Origin of the sequence: Dactylosporangium aurantiacum (assembly GCF_000716715.1) — a bacterium.
Lineage (GTDB): Bacteria > Actinomycetota > Actinomycetes > Mycobacteriales > Micromonosporaceae > Dactylosporangium > Dactylosporangium aurantiacum.
In genome coordinates this window covers 114,059-132,909 of sequence record NZ_JNYJ01000023.1, presented here as the reverse complement: position 1 = coordinate 132,909, position 18,851 = coordinate 114,059, and the positions used below count along the sequence as shown (strand labels likewise).

At 72.7% G+C, this 18,851-nt stretch carries 10 protein-coding genes; 5 read left to right on the top strand and 5 right to left on the bottom strand.

The window, feature by feature from the left end; genetic code table 11:
- Positions 1 to 51: 51 nt before the first annotated feature.
- The gene (locus tag OP18_RS25880; RefSeq protein WP_156089779.1) at positions 52 to 780 is read right to left on the bottom strand and encodes a hypothetical protein; all 729 of its coding nucleotides are present in this window, start codon (positions 778 to 780) and stop codon (positions 52 to 54) included.
- 1,239 nt (positions 781 to 2,019) lie between these two features.
- Between OP18_RS25880 and OP18_RS25875 the strand changes: the two genes are divergently transcribed.
- On the top strand, positions 2,020 to 2,580 hold the full coding sequence (locus OP18_RS25875) for a hypothetical protein (protein ID WP_156089778.1): 561 nt from the start codon (positions 2,020 to 2,022) through the stop codon (positions 2,578 to 2,580).
- A gap of 165 nt (positions 2,581 to 2,745) precedes the next feature.
- Positions 2,746 to 3,345: a helix-turn-helix domain-containing protein gene (locus tag OP18_RS55525; protein ID WP_081971108.1), complete on the top strand. Its 600-nt coding sequence runs from the start codon at positions 2,746 to 2,748 to the stop codon at positions 3,343 to 3,345.
- 67 nt (positions 3,346 to 3,412) lie between these two features.
- Here OP18_RS55525 and OP18_RS25870 read toward each other — a convergent pair whose 3' ends face one another.
- A complete protein-coding gene (locus OP18_RS25870; RefSeq protein ID WP_156089777.1) occupies positions 3,413 to 3,676 on the bottom strand; it encodes a hypothetical protein in 264 nt (87 codons plus the stop codon).
- 43 nt (positions 3,677 to 3,719) lie between these two features.
- On the opposite strand from OP18_RS25870, the gene OP18_RS25865 reads away from it, so the two are divergent.
- A complete protein-coding gene (locus tag OP18_RS25865; protein WP_033361605.1) occupies positions 3,720 to 4,016 on the top strand; it encodes a hypothetical protein in 297 nt (98 codons plus the stop codon).
- 119 nt (positions 4,017 to 4,135) lie between these two features.
- Here the strand turns inward: OP18_RS25865 and OP18_RS25860 are convergent, their stop codons facing one another.
- Entirely contained in the window at positions 4,136 to 6,739 is a 2,604-nt protein-coding gene (locus OP18_RS25860) for an AAA family ATPase (RefSeq protein WP_081971107.1), read from the bottom strand.
- Between the two features lie 64 nt (positions 6,740 to 6,803).
- The gene (locus OP18_RS25855) at positions 6,804 to 7,082 is read right to left on the bottom strand and encodes a DUF4242 domain-containing protein (protein ID WP_033361604.1); all 279 of its coding nucleotides are present in this window, start codon (positions 7,080 to 7,082) and stop codon (positions 6,804 to 6,806) included.
- A gap of 447 nt (positions 7,083 to 7,529) precedes the next feature.
- Between OP18_RS25855 and OP18_RS25850 the strand changes: the two genes are divergently transcribed.
- Positions 7,530 to 8,669 carry a chymotrypsin family serine protease gene (locus tag OP18_RS25850; RefSeq protein ID WP_033361603.1) on the top strand — a complete coding sequence of 380 codons (1,140 nt, stop codon included), beginning with the start codon at positions 7,530 to 7,532 and terminating at the stop codon, positions 8,667 to 8,669.
- 576 nt (positions 8,670 to 9,245) lie between these two features.
- On the top strand, positions 9,246 to 12,494 hold the full coding sequence (locus OP18_RS25845; protein ID WP_033361602.1) for an AfsR/SARP family transcriptional regulator: 3,249 nt from the start codon (positions 9,246 to 9,248) through the stop codon (positions 12,492 to 12,494).
- A gap of 82 nt (positions 12,495 to 12,576) precedes the next feature.
- Here the strand turns inward: OP18_RS25845 and OP18_RS25840 are convergent, their stop codons facing one another.
- Entirely contained in the window at positions 12,577 to 18,795 is a 6,219-nt protein-coding gene (locus OP18_RS25840; RefSeq protein WP_156089776.1) for an RHS repeat domain-containing protein, read from the bottom strand.
- Positions 18,796 to 18,851 lie beyond the last annotated feature (56 nt).

Below are 18,851 nucleotides of genomic sequence, written 5' to 3'. Positions count from 1 at the left end.
CGCGGCGGCGGCCAACAGTCACCCAACCGCGATCTCACCGGTCCGGGCGGGTCACGCGCCTGCGGGGATCAGCGCCGGCAGGACCGTCGATGCCAGGCCGCGCTGACCGCGCATCACCCGCGCCCGCGCCGTCTGATTCCTCGTGCGTGGCAGCGCAGGCATCGGCACGTGCTCCAACTCGCCACTGCGGATCGCCGCAACCACGTGCAGCTCCGCCCGCCGCCGCCACGACGCCGCCAGCACGGCGTCCACACCAAGCAACGCCGCCACCGACTGCACCGAACACCGCTCCAGCCGCGTCCGGGTAATCAGCGTCCATTCCTCCTCGCCGATCACCCCTGCCGCGACCGCCCGCAGCAGCACCCAGTCCGGGTGATCCCACGGCCGCTGCGGCGGCGCCGAACCCGCGGCCCGCAACCCGGCGACGACCCGATCCTCATCCGGCTCGACCCAGCACGCCTCGACACGGTCGGTCGCGCGGCGCAGCGCCGCCTTCACCGCCCGCTCCGCCGCATCAATCAGCCGGCCCGCGACCCGCGGCCGGTCCAAGTCGACCGTGTACAGCCGGTCCAGGAACCCAGCGAGCAGCTCCGCGTCACGATCAGCGACCTCACCACGCCAGTTCCCGGCGAACAGCGTCGCGACCCGGCGCAGCCCCGGCACGGCCATCCCCACCGCGATGAGCCGCCACGTCGGGCCGTCCTGCCGCGCCTTCACGACCAGCACCCGCCACACCGCGTCCCGGACCGGCCGCGGCGTACCGTCGTCCAGCAGCAACATCCGCAACTCCGCCAGCGGCACCGGCCGCTGCGGCACACCCGGCAACCCCCGGCAGTCCAACACCACCGGCGCCGCCCCGTCCGACAGCTGCTCGAACGCTGCCTGCGTCGCATCCAACGCGGTCCGCGGCCACACCCTGCCAGATCGCATCCCGATCCCCGTTCCATGTCGGTACGCCGGGCACCTGCACGGCCCGGCAGCCGGGACATTCACCCACCTCGACCCAACCCGTTGCCCAACCGCCGACACCACGGCCCGTACCAGCCGCAGCCGTCATCCGGTCGGCACGGCCTGACGCTGCCTGTCGGTACCGGGTACGCCGGCGAATGGCGTGAGCCGTACCCGACACCGCCACAGCCCAGCCCGAGCCATGCACGGGTACGCGGTCAGCTGGCCGGTACCGCCGCGCACGGCCGGAACGGGGTACGGCGCATCCGGGGGAGCGGCAGCACAGGACGGCCGGTACCGGCCGCTGACATGCACGCAGGACCGGCAAACACGGCACCGATTGGTTCCCGGACGCTGCAGATTCGGACCGAGCGGCGACTGCCGTGCCGCTGCGTACGCGGGCGACACACCGCACGGTCCAGTACGGTCCGCGTCGGTAGGGGACGGGTTGCGGCGTCCCGTACCAGGCCGGCCGCCGTACCCGCCGGAGCCGGTACTGAGCCGCCGTGCGACCTCGTACCCGCTGCCGCGCCCGCCGGATACGTACCGGCGAACACGTACCGGCTTGGTTGACCAACGCGTTGACCAACGCGTTGACCAACGCGTTGACCAACGCGTTGGTCAACGAAGCATCACGACCGGTACGACGGGTACCCAACCGTGCAGCGTCGTTGGGCAACCGCACTCGCCGGCCCCGCGGCAGGTTCAGCGGGCGTCCCCGTACCAGTGCGCTGGTTGGTCGGCGTTGCCGAGATACCGGAGACCTCGACGACGAACCGGGAACCGGTTGGGCCATGCACCCACGTGAACGCCAACCCATCTCCGCGGAAGCCACGCGCTGTTCGGCGACCCGATCGGCGCCGTACCCGTCCCGGTCCAACCTTCGCACCGCCTGCGCCGCCAGCGGGCATGGATTCGCCGCTGGTGCCGATCACGCTGTGGTTCGTCCCGGATGCCGATCCATGGCCGAACACGTCGTGGGACACGGCAGTCGAACCATCGCAGGAGGCGTCGCAGGACCCGGCTACCGGCAGCAACTGCAGCCCGCGGCTCGCAGCGATGCTCGTGGCCATGTACGCCGACCCAGGCGACACGATCGTCGTCATCGGCGACGACCCGATCCTGGCTGGTGTCGCCGGCGCAGCCGGCTGCCACTATCGGCAGGTCGACCGCCTCGCAGACCTCGCCGCACTGCACCACCTCGGCAGCCGCGCAGGCAACCGCGTCGGCATCCTCATCACCAGCTGGCCGAGACCACAGCCAGGCCGGCTGCCAGGCGACGCTGCGCTGCTGTTCGCCGCCGGCGAGCACCTCGTCGACCAGCACGGCTCCACCATCGTCACCCTGCCGATCCGCCCAACCGAGGACAGCTACGGCGACCACGGCTGGCGGCTGCTCACCGAAGCCCACGACGCCGGGTTCAAACTCCGCGCGCACCTCGTCGTCATCGACGACCCAGCCACCACCAGCGACGGACCGACCCAGCCGGCGGCCGCACCCGGCGCTGCCAGGCTGCTGCAGCCGTACCGGCACGTACTCATCTTCGTGCCACCTGAACCGGCCCCGCACCGGTCGACACCCCGTGCCGTGGCCCGCCGCGCCGGGGCTCCTCGACGCCGCCGCGGCCGCTGACCTGCCACAGCACGGCACCCGCAGCATCGCCGGGCGACCGCGAGCACACCGCCCTCGTACCGCGGGAGAACGCACTGGCACCGCCCAGCAGCCCGAGCCACCCCACACCCCGCACACAGCAGCAGCCGCCGGTCACGACCGGCCCGAACCACGGATGAGGAGCCGATGAGCATCCGCGTCATGACCTGGGTATGGGACAGCAGCCCTGTCGGCGGCAACGACCGGCTGGTCCTGCTCGCCATCGCCGACAACGCCGCCGACGACGGCACCAACGCCTGGCCGTCCCTGCACACCCTGGCCCGCAAAACCCTACTCGACGTACGCACCGTCCGGCGCATCGTGCGTCGCCTCGAGGAAGGCGGCCACCTGCACGTCGCACTCGCCGCCGGACCAGGCGGCGTCAACCGCTACACCGTCGTCATGCAGCAGCCCGGCACCACACCAACACCGGCCGGTGCAGCTGCCGACCATGACACTGCGGAGCACCCCCAGACACCCCCGGACAGGATGCCCGGGGGACAGGATGTCCCCGGACAGCAGTGTCCGGGGACCCCGGACACAATGCTGTCCGGGGCCCCCGGACACAGCTGCGCCCGCCGAACGTCCAATACGTCCAAGAACGGTCCACGCGCGCGCGAGCGACGCCGGTCCGACGGCGCCGCCTCGCCGCCGATGCCGGGCGTGCCACGCTGCACCACCCACCCACAGCAACCAGCGCAGCACTGCGGACCATGCCGATCCGAGAGACTGGCAGGCAACCGATGACGGACCTGCCGGTGACGACATGGCGTAGCCGGCGAGCTTCTCACGCTGACGCGGCAGGGCGTGTTCACTACGCCGACTGTTCAACGGCGTGGGTCTTCTGCCGCATCGGTCGCTCGGCCCGCGAGCGCTGAACGTGCCGCCGCAGGTCGTCGATCTCGCCGTCGCCCGAGTCCGACGACACCTGATCTGTGGCGGCATCATCCATGAACATTCGCGGGCGACGTAGCGGAGCGGCACGTTGGGGTCGCTCTGCAGGTCGTTTCTTGGCGATGAAGTCCTTGGTGATCTGCCTGGGGTCGGACAGGTTGCTGAACACACGATCGTTGAGCATGGCATCCAGCCACGAGGGGATGTGACCCTCGTGCGGAGCCACCATGCCGAACCGACGCTGCGTCGCCGCCTCGGGCTCGACCACCGCCCTGGCGGACGTCGTGCGACACTCGGGCATCGATGGCCGAGGACGGCGGTTCATCACGTTCGAGGAGGACGGCACGTCCACGGCGCTGAACCTGCCGCCCGGGGTGTTCCACCTGAACGGCCCCGGGTCGCCGATCGACACGTCCGGGAGCTACGCCCTCGGGTTACTGCCACCGGCGACAGCAGGCCCGCGCGCGAGCATCGACCTGAACATCGGGGAGAGCACCGGGACGACCGCGGCGGCGTCGACCTGACCCGCGGCGCCCCGGCGAACGGCCGGCTCTGCCTGGTCTTCTTCCACGTGGATGAGCGAGGCGACACACGACCGGTTATCTGTAGTGCGCCGAGGACTGCACACCGTCGGCGAGGGAGATCAGGACAGCTTGAGCGCCTCCGCCTGGGCCATGACCGCGCGGCGGCTGGCGAGGCCGAGCTTCGTCAGTACGGCCGATACGTGATGGTCGGCGGTCTTGACGGAGATGAAGAGCCTGCCGGCGATCTCGGCGTTGGTGAGGCCGCGGGCGACGAGCTTGGCCACGTCGAGCTGGCGGTTGGTGAGCCCGGCGGGGTTCGCCCGGGTGCCGGCCCGGGGGCGCTGCGGCGCAGGGACGCCCTGTCGGCGCAGGTCCAGTCGCAGCCGGTCGGACACGGCGGTCGCGCCGAGCAGGTCGAGCCGCTCGACCGCCTGCACCCGGTCCTCGGCGGCGGGCGAGCCGGCCAGCGCGAGCGCCTCGTCGAACGGCGCGCCGGCCCGGCGCCACCACGCGGCGGCCTCGTGGTGCCGGCCGGTGAGCATCAGCCGGTGCGGCTCGGCCACGTGCGCGAAGATCCGCAGCACGTCGACCGGCGCCTCGGCGCCGATCCGGCACAGCCACACCGCGAGGTCACCCGCCACCCAGGCCGTCGCCGGTGTACCGGTCGCCGCGGCCAGCACCGACGGGGCGTCCGCGAGTCTCGGGTCCGTCGTGCCGGTCAGCCAGGCCCGTTCGGCGAGCGCGGCCAGGACGGGCAGCCGACGCAGCGGCTCGTCCAGCCGCTCGGCCACCGCCCAGGCGAGCTCGAGGTGCTCGTCGACGGTCCGCGCGACGTCACGCCGGTCGTCGACGGTCCGCGCGGGTTCGAGGACGGCGCCGGAGCGGCGCAGCGGCAGCAGCGCGCTGATGAGATGCGGCCACAGCGTGGCGAGGGGCATCCCGTCGCGGGCGAGGACGTCGGCGGCGTCCTCGGCGGCGGCGTCCCACCGCCCGCCGATGAAGCGCAGCCGCGCCCGGACCGCGGTCTGCCAGTGGTTGCAGATGGGGATGTCCCGGGCGATCGTGAACGCCAGCGACTCCTCCAGGACGCGCTCGGCGTCGCCGAGGCGGCGCTGCTCGACGTCGAGATAGCTGAGGTTCGAGTACCCGGTGGAGGCCAGCTCGTCCAGCCCGTGCGCCTTGGCGTCCTCGATGAGGGCGAGCAGCCGGTCCCGGGCACCGGGCGTGCCGAGCCCGAGCCCGGCCGCCGCGCCGACGACGGCGGTGCGCAACGCGAGGGCGGTGTCGCCGGCGGCCTCGGCGATGCGGCTCGCGTCGGCGCAGTGCCGGGCGGCGAGCTCCTGGTCGCTGCGCAAATAGGCGAGGTACCCCTTGATGAACTCGGCGCCGCCCGCCGGGGCCGGGGCGGCGGCCGCGGCCCGGTCGGCGTGGTACTCGGCCTGCCGGCGGCGGGCGCTGTAGTACTCGAAGAGCGCGCAGGACTCGTGCGCGGCCGACAGCCCGGCCCGGTCCCCGGCGGCGTGCCAGAGCGGGAAGGTCGCGGTGACACTGTCGATCGCGCGGTCCAGGCGGCTGGTCATGTACTGCTCGTAACCGAGCCTGGTGAGCACGCGGGCCCGTTCGCCGGGCGGGGCGCCGGTCACGTTTGCCGCGGCGATCTCCAGGAACGCGACGGCGTCGGTGTGGTCGCCCGCCCTGGCCGCCTCCGCCGCCGCGTCCTGGGCGTAGCGGGCGGCGCGGGCCGGGTCACCGGCGGCGACGGCGTGGTGCGTGAGCACCGCCGGGTCACGCGGTTCGATGCGCTCCAGGGCTTCGAGCAGCCGCAGGTGCAGGCGGGCGGCGCCGCCCGCCGGGATGGTGCTCTCCAGCGCGAGCCGGGCCAGCTCGTGCCGGAACACCAGGCCCTGCCGGTCGCGCAGGAGCAGGCCCGTGTCGTGCAGCCGGCGCAAGGTCGGCAGGTCCACGCTGAGTGTCGGCAGCACCCGGTCGGCGAGCCGGTCGGGTGCGGTGGCGGCGAGCTGCAGCACCTCCAAATCGTCGGCGGCGATCCCGGCGGTACGGGCGAGCACGGCGTCCCTGACCGTCGCCGGCAGCGGCCGGTCGGGCTCCTTCGCGACCTCCGCGACGAAGAACGGGTTGCCACCCGTCAGCGAGTGCACCTGGGCGGCGTCGAGCGGCCCGTCACCCAGCAGCCGCGCGACGCCCGCCACGGTGAGCGGCTCCAGGCGCAGCGTCCTCAGCCCGTCAAGCTTGGCGAAGTCGCCGAGCAGCGGCCGCAGCTGGTGCTGGGCGCCGATCTCATCGTCGCGGTAGGTGACGACCAGCGCGCACGGCATGACCTCGAGCCGGCGGACGAGGAACCGCAGTACCTCGACCGACGCGCCGTCGATCCAGTGCGCGTCCTCGACGACCAGCGCGGTCGGCTCGGCCCGCAACGCCTCGAAGGCGATCTCGCAGGCGGCGGCCGGGTCGGTGAGGTCGGCGGGGCGCAGTCCCGGGACCAGGTCCCGGAACGGCCCGAGCGGCCGCGGCGTGACGAGGGGATCGCAGCCGCCGCGCAGCACCCGCAGCCCGGACGCCCGCGCGCAGGCCTGCTCGACCAGCGCGGACTTGCCCGCGCCGGCCTCGCCGACGACGGCGATCCCCGCGCCGGTGCCCCGGGCCGCGGCGGCGGTCGCGCCCGCCAGCGCCGCGAGCTCCCGATCCCGTTCGTACAGGTCCATGAGGCGACTGTAGGAGCGGCGCCGCCGGGACGGGAAGTCCCGGCGGCGGCACCCCGCTTCCGGTCTACGCCGCCTCGGCGGTGTGCGGGCCGAACTCGTTGGACACGACCGTCACCAGGTCGGCCGGGAAGCCGCCGCGGCGGGCGTGCTCCCGGATGGTCTCCACGTCCTCGGTCTCGTGCACGCAGTAGATCTTGTCACCGGCGACGTAGCTGTTGACCCAGGTGTACGGCACGCCGAGCGACGCGACGGCCGCGTTGGAGGTCTTGGCGATCTCGGCCAGCTGCGCGGGCGTCAGGTTCGCGGCGCCCTCGATCTGGCGTTCGATGAGAAAGCGTTGCACTGGCTGCTCCTCGGTTGCTGCCCCGGCGCGGTGCCGGCGGCGATGCGGTAAGCCTCGCCGCCGCCACCCGCCCGGACATCGGGAGCACCTACCTATTCAGCGGCTTCCGGCATCTGGGTATGCCGACGAGAAGGAACGTTCGAGCTGTCCCGGTACGGCCAGCGGCTGTCCAGGGCGATCATCAGCGCGATCCGTCCGTAGCCGGACCACGCAAGAGCGTGGGCGGCTCGCAGCGAACCCGCGACCGTGCGTTGGCCCATGACCGGCTCGACCCACGCGACCGCCCGCCGGTAGCCCGGACAGTCAGTGCGCTCTGGACGTTCGGCCGGTTCCGTACCTCCATGCGGATAAGAAGGATGGATTTACATATTTCTTTATAGCCATGGGGGAAATGCATTGAGACGTCGTCTCACGGTCGTCGCTGCGCTCGTACTGCTCGCATCGACGATGACTGCCGTCGATGCCGCGCAGGCGGCGCCCGGCAACGACTACGCCCGGCAGCGCGATCAGCTGGTGGCCATCGAGCAGTTGCGGCAGGTCGTCGACAGTGACCCCGCGCGATTCGCCGGCCTTTCCACCAACGGATCCGCGCACGTGACGGTCCATCTGCTCAACGCCGCCGCGGCGGCACAGCCCGACCTGCGGAGGATCCGCCAGACGGCCAAGGCCGCGGGCATCACCCTGACCGTGGTCCACCAGCGACGCAACCTCGACGAACTGACCCGCGTCAAGCGTGCGGTGATGTCCGACCAGCAGCTCGCCGCGGTCGGCTCGGCCCGGGTGATCGGTGCCCGCGTCGACCCCGACACCAACAGCGTGGTGGTCCGGGCGACCGGCGACACCGCGTCGCTGACCGGCAGGATGCAACAACTGTACGGTGACACCGTCCGGATCCAGCCGACGGAGGAGCCGTTCTACGCCCTCGGCCGGTTCAACGACCGCAGTCCCTTCTACGGTGGCGACCGGATCGGCAACCCCAGCGGCGTCTGCACCTACGGCTTCAGCCTGACCAACCTGTACGGGATCCGCTACGGCATCACCGCGGGCCATTGCTGGCCGGAAGGCTCGGGCGTCTCGGTGACCCGCTCAACGGGCGGCACGAACAACCTGGGCGAAGGGTACGACGCATTCGGCACCGTCCAGTTCCGCCGCTTCGGCAACGGAGCGTACGACAACGAGCTCATCGGCGGGCGCGACTACGGCGGCCGCATCTGGGTCAACGATTACCTGTACGACAACAGCTCCGACTCGCAGCCCGTCCACGAGGCCCGTGCCTCCTGCATCGGCTGCACTGTCTACTTCAACGGCTCGTTCACGGGCCGGCGGTTGGCCGTCGTCGGCAACATCGAGGACTGCATGTGGATCAATAACGTGTACTCGTGCGGGCTTTGGGGAGCGACCAGCGCGGACGGCCGGCGGATCTGCCAGGAAGGTGACAGCGGCGGCCCCGTCTTCGCCTACGACGGCAGGGGAGGTGTCATCGCCGTCGGCATCATCACGGCCTGCTACCCGGACGGCCGCACGGGCATCTACACCGACATCCCCTCGATCCTGAGATCCTGGCAGAGCACCATCACCACCGGCTGACCACGGTGGCCGGGCGCGTCCGGTGCCCGGCCACCGTCCGTCGACGTGTTGCGACCGACGCGGGTGATGAGACCGGTCGCGACGTTGACGGCCACGGCGCCGGTGACAGTGACCGGCACCTGGTGCGCGGTGCGTTCGGTGGTGTACCCAAATGTCCAGGACGCCGCGGAAGCTGCGACGGGGGCCACACCGTCCGCGTCTGCCTGAAGTGCAACGTGGACTGGGACGTGGTCTGCGCGGCGAGGGCGAGCGACCGGGGGGTCCCCGGCGTGGTGGGAGTCGCCGCCGGGCGAGGCCAGGACGACACCGGCGGCCAACGCACCGATCGCCGCCGTCGCCGCAACGCGCGCCGCAGGCGGTCCTGAGGCTCGGCGTCGGTCCGCGGGTCCTGGTGGTCCGGGGGTCCGGCGACCAGCTGCTCCCGCCGCCAGCGCCGCCACGCCGCGGGGCTCCCGAAGGTTGTCCGGCCCGCCGCCGGCACCGGGCCCGCATCGACCCTGGACGAAGCTTGATCGGGCTGAACGCCGGTGCGATGATCGGCGGCGACGCGAGCCGACGCTGATCGCGGGGGAAACCATGTTCCACTTGCTGGGGACGGTGACGCTGGACACCGCCGGTGCCGAGGTGGAGCTGGGTCCGGCGAAGCAACGGATCGTGCTGGCGGCCCTGCTGGCGGACGCGGGGCTCACCGTGACCGTGCCGGACCTCGTCGACCGGGTGTGGGGCGACGAGCCGCCGGCTGAGGCGCGCAACTCCCTGTACACGTACGTGAGCCGGCTCCGGCGGCTGCTGCGCCGGACGAGTGTCCCCGGCGACGAGCCCGCGTCGCTGATCCGCCACAGCGGCGGTTACGAGCTGCGGATCGACCCCGACCGGGTCGACGTGCACCGGTTCCGCCGCCTCGTCACCGGGGCCTCGGGTGACGCCGGCAGTGACGCGCAGCGGGCCGGGGCGCTGTGGGAGGCGTTGCAGCTGTGGCGGGGCACGCCGCTGGCCGATCTGCCCGGTGAGTGGGCGGCCCGGACCCGGCAACGCTGGTGCGGTGAGCGGGTGGCAGCCACGCTGGCCTGGGCGGATGTGGAGCTGCGGCGGGACCGGCCAGCAGCGGTCATCGGCCCGCTGACCGCACTGGCCGTCGAACATCCGCTCGATGAGTCGCTGACGGCGGCGTTGATGCGGGCGCTGCACGCCGGCGGGCGCGGCGCGGAAGCGCTGGACCGGTACGCCAGGACGCGTCGGCGGCTGATCGACGAGCTCGGCGTCGAGCCGGGCCGCGAGCTGCAGGTCGTCCACCTCAGCATCCTGCACGGCAGCGCCGGCAACGCGCCCGCCAGCCCGTCAGACGGCGCATGCACGGCGGCGGCCGCGCCGGCGCAGCTACCACCGGCGGTCGCCGCCTTCACCGGCCAGGCGGCCGGTCTCGCCGCGTTGGACACCGTGCTGTCCGAGGCCGCCGGCCCCGCGGGCCACGGAGTCGTCACGATCACCGGCACCGCCGGGGTGGGCAAGACCGCGCTGGCGGTCCACTGGGCGCATCAGCGGGCGGACCGGTTCCCGGACGGTCAGCTGTACGTGAACCTGCGAGGCTACGCCGCCGGGCCGCCGGTGCCGCCGATCGACGCGCTGGCAGCGCTGCTGCGTGCGCTGGGCGTCGGTGCCGAGCGCGTCCCGGTCGAGCTGGGCGAGGCGACCGCCCTGTACCGCTCGATGCTCGCCGGGCGTCGGGTGCTCGTCGTGCTGGACAACGCCCGCGCGCCGGAGCAGGTCCGTCCGCTGCTGCCGGGCGCCCCCGGCTGCCTCGCGCTGATCACCAGCCGGGACCGGCTCGGTGGCCTGGTGGCGCTCGACGGCGCCCATCGGGTCACGGTGGACGTGCTCGCCGCGGCCGAGGCCGCGCTGCTGCTCGAGCGGCTGCTGGGCGAGCAGCGGGTACGGGCCGAACGCGAGGCCGCCGCCGAGCTCGCGGCCGCGTGCGCCTACCTGCCCCTGGCGCTGCGGATCGCCGCGGCGAACCTGGCCGGCCGCCCGCACCGCAGCATCGCGGGCCAGGTGACCGAGCTGCGTGCCGGCAACCGGCTCGCCGCCCTGACGATCGACGGTGACGAGGAGGCGGCGGTCCGCGTCGCGTTCGACCTGTCCTACCGGTCGGTGTCCCCTGCCGCCCGGCGCATGTTCCGGCTGCTCGGGCTCGTGCCGGGCGCCGACGTCCCGGTCGCCGCCGCGGCGGCGCTGACCGGTGCGGACCCGGCCGCGACGGCGCCGCTGCTCGATCAGCTCGCCGCGGCCCACCTGATCGACGAGTGCGCCGCGGACCGGTACACCTTCCACGACCTGCTGCGCCGGTACGCCAGGGAGCACGCCGAGACCGGCGACGACGGCCACGGCGAGTCGGTTGCCGCGCTGCAGCGGCTGCTCAGCTGGTACCTGCACACGCTGGACCGGGCCACCCGGCTGCTGCACGGCCACATGACCCTGCTGCCGTTGCCGCCCGGTGCGCCGCCCGGGCTGGAGTTCGCCGGTACGGCCGAGGCCCTCGCCTGGCTGGACGGCGAACGGCACAACCTGGTCGCCGCGGTGCGTCATGCCGCGGAGCGCGGCCCGCACGAGACGGCCTGGCTGCTGGCCGACCGGCTCCGGCCGCACTGTGTCGTGGGTGGGCACCTCGTCGACCTGGTGGCGGTCGCCGGAGCCGGGCTCGCCGCCGCCGAGGCGGCAGCGGACCTCGGCGGGCAGAGCAGCATGCGGCACGGCCTCGGCTGCGCCGACTACCTGCTGGGCCGGCACGACTCGGCCGTCGGGCACCTGCGGCAGGCGCTGGCCCTGGCGGCACACGCCGGCTGGCGGGACGGCGAAGCCGCGTTCACCGGCAACCTCGGCCTCGTCCAACACGAGGTGGGGCAGTTGGCGGACGCGCTGCGCCAGCACCGTCGGGCGCTCGAGCTGTACCGGCTCGGCGGGCACCTGGGCAGCGCGGCGAACGTCATGATCAACCTGGGGAACGTGTACCACGACATGGGGCGGCTGGTCGACGCCGCGGTGATCCTCACCGAGTCCGTCACCCTCAACCGGCAGGCCGGCCTGGACGGCGGTGCGGCAGCGGCGATGGACTCGCTCGGCACCGTCGAGCACAGCCTGGGCCACTTCGACCGGGCACTGGACCTGTCGGCACGGGCCCTGGCGATCCACCGCAGGGTCGGCAGCCGCTACCACGAGGCACGCCTGCTCAGCAGGACGGCCAGGGTGCACGCCGATCTCGGCGACCTCGAGCGCGCGTTCGACCTCGCCGAGGCCGGCGTCGAACTCAGCCGCGACATCGGCGAACGCCGCGCCGAGGCGTCCGCCGCCACGGCCCTGGCGGCGGTGCACGAGGCCCAGGGCCGGCTGGACGCCGCCGCCCGCTGGTACCGGGATGCGCTGGCCGCCGCCGACGAGATCGACATCCCGTACCTGTCGGCTGCCGCCCTGGCCGGTCTGGCCTCCGCGTACGGTCGGCTGGAGCAGTACGAGACGGGCCTCGACCACGCCCGCCGGGCCCTGGACATCACCGCACGGTGCGGGTTCCGGCTGCTCGAAGGCCAGGTGCTGAGCACGGTGGCCCGGCTCCACCTCGACGCCGGCCGGCCCGACCAGGCCGTCGAGCACGCCCGCCGCGCACTGGACAACCACCGGGGGACCGGGCACCGCCTCGGTGAGGCCGGCACGCTCGCGATCCTCGCCGAGGCGTGCCGAGACGGCGGGCTCTACCGGCGGGCGGCGCTCGACCTGTTCGCGGAGCTGGGCGTGCCAGCGCCCAAGCAGCTTCGGGTGGCGTCCGTTCCCCGGTGAGCCGGCACCCTTCGGCAGCGCCGGAGGCGGCCGCGATCCGCGGCCGCCTCCGGGTGGATGCATGGATCACTCGACGCTCGCGTCAGTCGAGGTCCTTGCTCCACTGGGGATTGATCGGCAGGGAGGGGCCGATCTCGAAGCCGATGTTCACCGAACCGCCGCCCCACCAGCCACCGCCGGCTTCCGCCTTCTTCTGGCCGCCCTGCAGGCAGGGGCCGACGACGATGACGGTACAGCCGCCGATGCTCATCGCCGACTGGTCCCGGGCCGGTGCGGAGGTGTAGCCGACGCCCGCCGAGACGCCGAACCGTCCACCGGTGCCGGTCGTCACCTGCGGGCCGTCGGTGGTGAAGTTGAAGCCGACGCAGAGGAACCCGCTGCACATGCTGATGCTCAGGAAGACGCGGCCGCCGCCCTTGCGTTCCTCGCTCTTGCCCTCGCCGTACGGCATGCCGAACTCGTCGTACTCCGGCCTGGACGGCAGCGGGTTCTTCGGCAGGAACTTGTACTCGCCGTTGACGCGCACCTCCCGCACGAGATCGCGGTTGCACGGTCCCCGGCGGCTGGCGTTGCTCTCCTCGCACTGCCGGATCGCTTTCAGCGTCGGCCCGGCGATCTTCATGTACTGCTTCCACGCGGTGGAGCACGACACCGGGTATCCGCCGGTGTACGAGGTGCACGTGCGCGGCGCGGGCTTCTTGACCGGGTAGTAGAAGCGCTGGACCTTGGGGCGCCAGGGTTTGTTCGTCCCGCTGATGGAGGCGCAGCCCCGGCAGGTGGGGAACTGCGGCGCGAAGAACCTGGACCCGCTGCCGCCGCCGCCAGAAGGCCGGCGCCGGTCGATGATCTCGAAGCCCCAGGAGTGCTTGCGCTCGACCAGCAGGCCCCGGTCGTCGCCGACGATGATCTTCCCGTCCGGGTCGCTGAAGGTGACGGGCGAGGAGTTGCTGTACGCGTACCCGTGCATCTGCTGGGAGTCCTCGGCGTCCATGATCGGGTCCACGCTGATGAACCGCCCGATGCCGGCGTCGTACTCCCGGGCCCCGATGTGGGTCAGGCCGGTGCCGTCGCGGACCCCGCCGACCAGGCCCTTGTCGTCGGGCCAGGCGACCGCGGTGCCCCGGTCCTCACCGAACGGGGTCGTGCGCCGCCTGGTGACCGCCTGGCCGGCCTCGGTGACCGCCGCCGTCGTCGTGCCCTGGTGGTCACCGATCATCCAGGTCAGGCCTGCCTTGTCCCGCACCCCGATGAGCTGGCCGGCGTGGACGTAGTACCGGCTGGCGGTCTTCGTGGCGGTCCCGGTCGCGTAGGTCACCTCCTGGTTGGGCAGGTACAGGGTCTTCTTCCCCGGTGCCCGGCTGATCAACCGGGCACCGTCGGCGTCGTACAGGTAGGACGTCTGGCCGGCGCCGTCGGTGACCGAGGCGAGGTTGCCCTCGGCGGTCCACGCCAGCACCTGGCTGCCGCCCGCGGGCGCCGGACGGTTCACGGTGTTGCCGGCCGGGTCGTAGCCGTAACTGACCGTGCCACCGCCGCCGGTGGTCACCGAGGACAGCGTGTGCGGTCCGTCCGCGCCGGCGGCCGGGTACGCGTACGTGCGGGACCTGCTCGTCGTCACCGTGCGCTCGGTGGACGTGCGACGGTTGCCGACCGTGTCGTAGCTGTACGAGTGCCAGTACGGTGCGGGGCCACCCAACGCGGCCTGGGACCGTGTCGCGGCGCAGTCGCCGCCGCCGGGTGTCCACGCCTCGGTCAGCCGGCGCAGATAGTCGTAGCCGAAACACTGCGTGTCGGCGGTGCCACCGGCCGGGGTGTCGGCGATACCCAGGACGTTGCCTGCCCTGTCGTAGGTGTAGCTGACGTCGGACACCACTGCGGGCGCCGTGATCCGGGTGGTGAGGACCCGCTGCAGCCGCCGGGTGCCCTCCTGGTAGTACATGGTGGTGTCCAGCGAGGCGCCCGTGTCGTACCGGCGGCCGACGGTGGCCAGCTCGCCGTAGCGGGTGTAGCTGGTGCCGTTGACGAGGAACACGTCGTCACCGGTCGCCGACAGGTCGGTTTTCAGGGTGGACGGCTGGCCGGTGGCGCTGTAGGCGACCTTCAGCGTCTCCGTGGGCAGGCCACCGGCGGCCGGCAGCCGGGTCGTGGCCGGTGAACCGTCCACGTTGTACGTCGTCACGTAGGTGTACGTGCCGGCCAGACCGGTCTCGACCGCCGGGATGGTGATGGACCTGCCGGTCGGCTGGCTCAGGTCGTTGTAGCCGGTGACCGTCGTGGTGTAGGCGTTGCCGTTGTCGTAGCGGGTAGCGGTCGTGAGCAGCCCGCGGGCGGCGGTGTCGTACGTCCACTCCATCCGCTTCGTGCCGGTGACCGTGTCGTCGCGCACGCTGGTCTTGCGGCCCCGCGCGTCGTAGGTGTACGCGAGGACCTCGCCGCGGGCGTCGGTGGACGTCTCCACGTCGCCGTTGGCGGTGTAGGTCATGCGGGTCAGCCCTTTGTCGGGGTCGTCGACCGTCAGCGGCTTCGCCAGCAGGTTGTAGGTGGTAACCCACACGTTGCCGGCCGAGTCGGTCACCCGGTCACGCAGCCCTTTGGCGTTGTACCCGTAGCTGGTCTCGGTGTAGGTGGCCGATCCGACCGCGCCGGCGTACTGGCGCACCTTGGTGGTGTGACCGTCCGCGTCGGTCCACGTGGAGGTGGGTGGCTCACCGGCCGGCGGCGTGATGTCGGTCCGGTCGCCGCCGTAGACCATGCTGGACCGCCACAGTTCGACGTCCTTGGCGTAGGTGATCACGGTGGCGGCGCGGCCCGCGCCGTCGTACACGGTCTTGTTCCAGGCCGGGATCAGCGCGTCGGACAGCGGCGCGACGAGGGTGGCGCTGGGCGCGCCGTCCGCCACGTAACCCTTGGTCTGCTTGACCGGCCGCTCCGCGGAGTCGTACGTCGTGTCCGTGATGATCCGCCCGCCCTGCGTGCCGCCTTCCGGTATCTGGGTCTGGCGCAACCGGAGCATCCCGTCGTACAGCTCGTAGGTCGTGACGTAGCCGCCGGCGGGGTTCAGCCGTTCGGTGGCCACGACCGAGGCCGCGTCGCGGCGCATGGTGTACGCGAACCGCCCGTTGCCGGACTGGCCCGCCGCCCGGCTGCGGTTGGGCAGCCACACCTCGGTCTTGCGGCCGAGCCCGTCGTAGGCGACCTCGGTCGTCTTGCCGTTGACGTCGGTCGACGTCAGCAGGCTGCCCCACGCGGGTTCGACGGTGGTGGTGGTCTGCCAGCCGTCCTGGTCGGTGTTGACGATCCGGGTGACGGGACCGCCGGTCGCCGGCGTGTACGTCACGGTGCTGCGGTTGCCGCGGGCGTCCCACGTCTCGACGGCACGGCCGTGGATGTCGTGGGTGGACCGGCCGGTCACCCGGTAGACGGGTGCGGGGGTGTACGCGACGAGCTGCTCGATCCTGCTGACCGCGCCCTTCGTCGGCGCGGCACCCCGGGCCAGCTGGTCGTAGCTGGTGTAGGTGTCGGCGAGGATGTCCGCGTCGGTCAGCCCCGTCCCGCGGGCCCGGGCGCAGGTGGTGGCGAAGCGCTGTTCCCGGCTGGGGAACTCCATCAGCCAGCTGGCGGTGTTGCGCACGAACGTGGTGATCGCGCACTCCTCGTCGCCGGTCACCGCCTCGTCGCCGAGGCTCTCCACCTGCGTGGCCAGCCCGTACCCGTCGAAGGTGGACCTGGTGACGGTGGTCCGGTTGCCGCGGCCGCCGTCGAGGGCGGTGCGGACCCGGGTGGCTGCCTCACCGACGTACCGGGCGTGGACGGTGACCCCGTCCAGGGTCCGGGTGGCGGTCGGGTCGGAGCGCCACGGTTCGGTCACCGTCGCGGACACCTCGGTGGACGTGGCGCCGAGGTAGACGATGGACTCGCGGGTCATGCCGGCGTACTCGTCCTCGTCGGCGACCGCCGCGGCGCCGCCGGCGGCCGGCATGGTGACCGACCGGGTGCCGCCGGGCAGGTGGTCGCCGTGCATGCCACGGAAGTACACCGTCTCGGTGCGCTGCTGTTCGCCCGGGTCCCCGGTGGTGACCCGGACCCGGCCGTAACCGCGCCACACCGACCACGTCTTGCTGGCGTCGTCGACGAGCCCGTCGTCGTCGGTGTACCGCCACGCCGGGTTGTCCAGGTACTGGAAGGCGCTGATCGACCGGACGGAACGGGCGTTGGACGGCAGCGCCATGTCGGTCTCGGTCACCGTGTCCACCACGTACTTGTGGAAGTACTCGGTCTTCGGTGACGTCGCGCCCTCCGGCGTCCATCGCACCGGGAAGCAGCGCAGCGTGTTCGACTCCGGCGCCGACGGCATCCGGGAACCGGCGACGCACTCCTGCGGCTTGTAGGTGACGCCGATGACGCCACCGGACTCGGTGGTCACCGTCGCCAGCCGCCACCAGTTCATCGGCGCCGACCCGTCGAGGGAGTCGACCCGGTTGGCCAGCTGCACGCCACCGAACGTCACGTCCGGCACGGTGGTGGTCGTGCCGACCGAACCGGTGTGGCTGATCCGGTCGAGGAACAGCCCGGCCCGCGTGCCGTCGCCGGGGTCGGGGAACGAGTGGGTCAGCGTCCAGGTCTCCACCGGCCGGTACGCCGACCCGCCCCACACCTGGGTCTGCACCGACGCGAGCCGCTTGGTCTCCCAGAAACTGGGCCCGCCGACCAGGCACGGCGTCGCCGTGCACTCCTGGTCCCACGGCGTGTCCGGCCACTGGGGCCGGTTCGGCTTGGCGTTGGTGTAGCACGAGCTCAGGCAGCGGTCGGCGGGGTTGAACACGACCCGTGCCGGCGCGTTGCCGTACGCGGTGTCGCTGCGGGTGCCGTAGTCGATGCGGGCCAGCCGCCCACCGCGCACGTAACCGGCCAGCGTCGTCGTGGAACCGGCCCTGGCGTAGGAGTTGCTCTCCTTGGCGTACCAGAACGACTGCGTGTTGCCGAAGGTGTCCACGACGTAGTCGAGGTTCCACTTCCACGCCTGGTCGCAGCCCGACGAGGCGAACGTGCTCGCGTGGCAGGGTTCGCCGGAGTGGTTGCCGAACACCGGGACCGTGTACACCGACGCGGTCTCCGCCTTGCCGGACACCCAGCCGGGCAGCCGGTTGCGGCCGAACCAGTACTGGGTGCCGTCCATGGTGGTCACGACCCAGTGCTCGCCGTTGTTGTCGCCGTTCACGCCGCCGGTGCGTTGCTCGATGCGCCAACCTTCCTCGGTGCGCGCGTGCCAGGTGCCCGCGGAGTCCTTCAGCAGCTCGGTGGAGACGCCGTTGAGCGTCACGACGGCGTTGTCCCGCTTCCAGCACAGGTCGCCGGTCTTGGTCGAGTTGTTGCCGCCGCTCATGTCCTTGCCGCACGACACATACCGGCGCTCGATCGCGTTGGTCGGCAGGCTGAAGCCCTCACCGACCCAGGACGGCTGGTTGTTCGACGCGGCGGTGAGCCCGTCGACGGACGACGACGAGTACATCAGGGACAGCTCCGGCTCCGGGCCGTCCACGCCGGGCGGTGTCCGCAGCGGGTAACCCCAGGTGAACCCGCCGGAGTTCCCGCCGGCCGACCAGGTCGCCGTCTGCGACAGCGGCGTGGCGCTCACGTCGCCGGCGCTGCCGGCCGCCCCGGCGGCCAGCGCGATCATGGTATCGGTGGCGGACAGCGGCACGTCGGCGCTGACCGTGCCGGTACGGGGGTCATTGGTCGACGCCAGTGCGACCGGATCGCATCCGGGCGCCGCGGTGGCCGCGCAGTCGGGCAGCAGCACCAGGTGCAGCCGGGTAGCCCAGTCACCGCCGTACGCGTGACGGAAGGCGCCGTAGTCGACGCTGACGCGTGCCGCGCCGGCGCTCGCCACACCGTCGGCGCGTGCGACGGCCAGCAGCACCCCGGCCACCCCGGCCTGCTGGGTGGCGGCCCGGTCCAGTACCCGTACCCGCACCCGGGCCGGCGCCGCGGCACCGGCAGCAGGACCGACCGAGACGGGTGTCCCGCCGACCCGGACCGTGCGCGCCGCACCAGGCGCCGCCAGATCAGCTACGGCGCCAGCGTGCAGCGACACCTCCCCGTCGGCCGCGGCCGGCCAGCTCACCGCCTGCGCCTGGTACGGCCGGCCGGTGACGCCGGCGGGCGCGCCCGCCGGCGCGGCGGCCACGACGGCGACCGCACGGTCCCGCTGCGGCTCCGGCCGTTCCCCGCGGTCGGGTCCGGACGAGGCGACCAGGACACCGCCGGCGGACACGACCACCGCCACAGCTACGGCGGACACGGTGCCGCGACGGACCGGTGGCCGCGGTCGTCGCCGCAGCCACGCCAACCACGCCG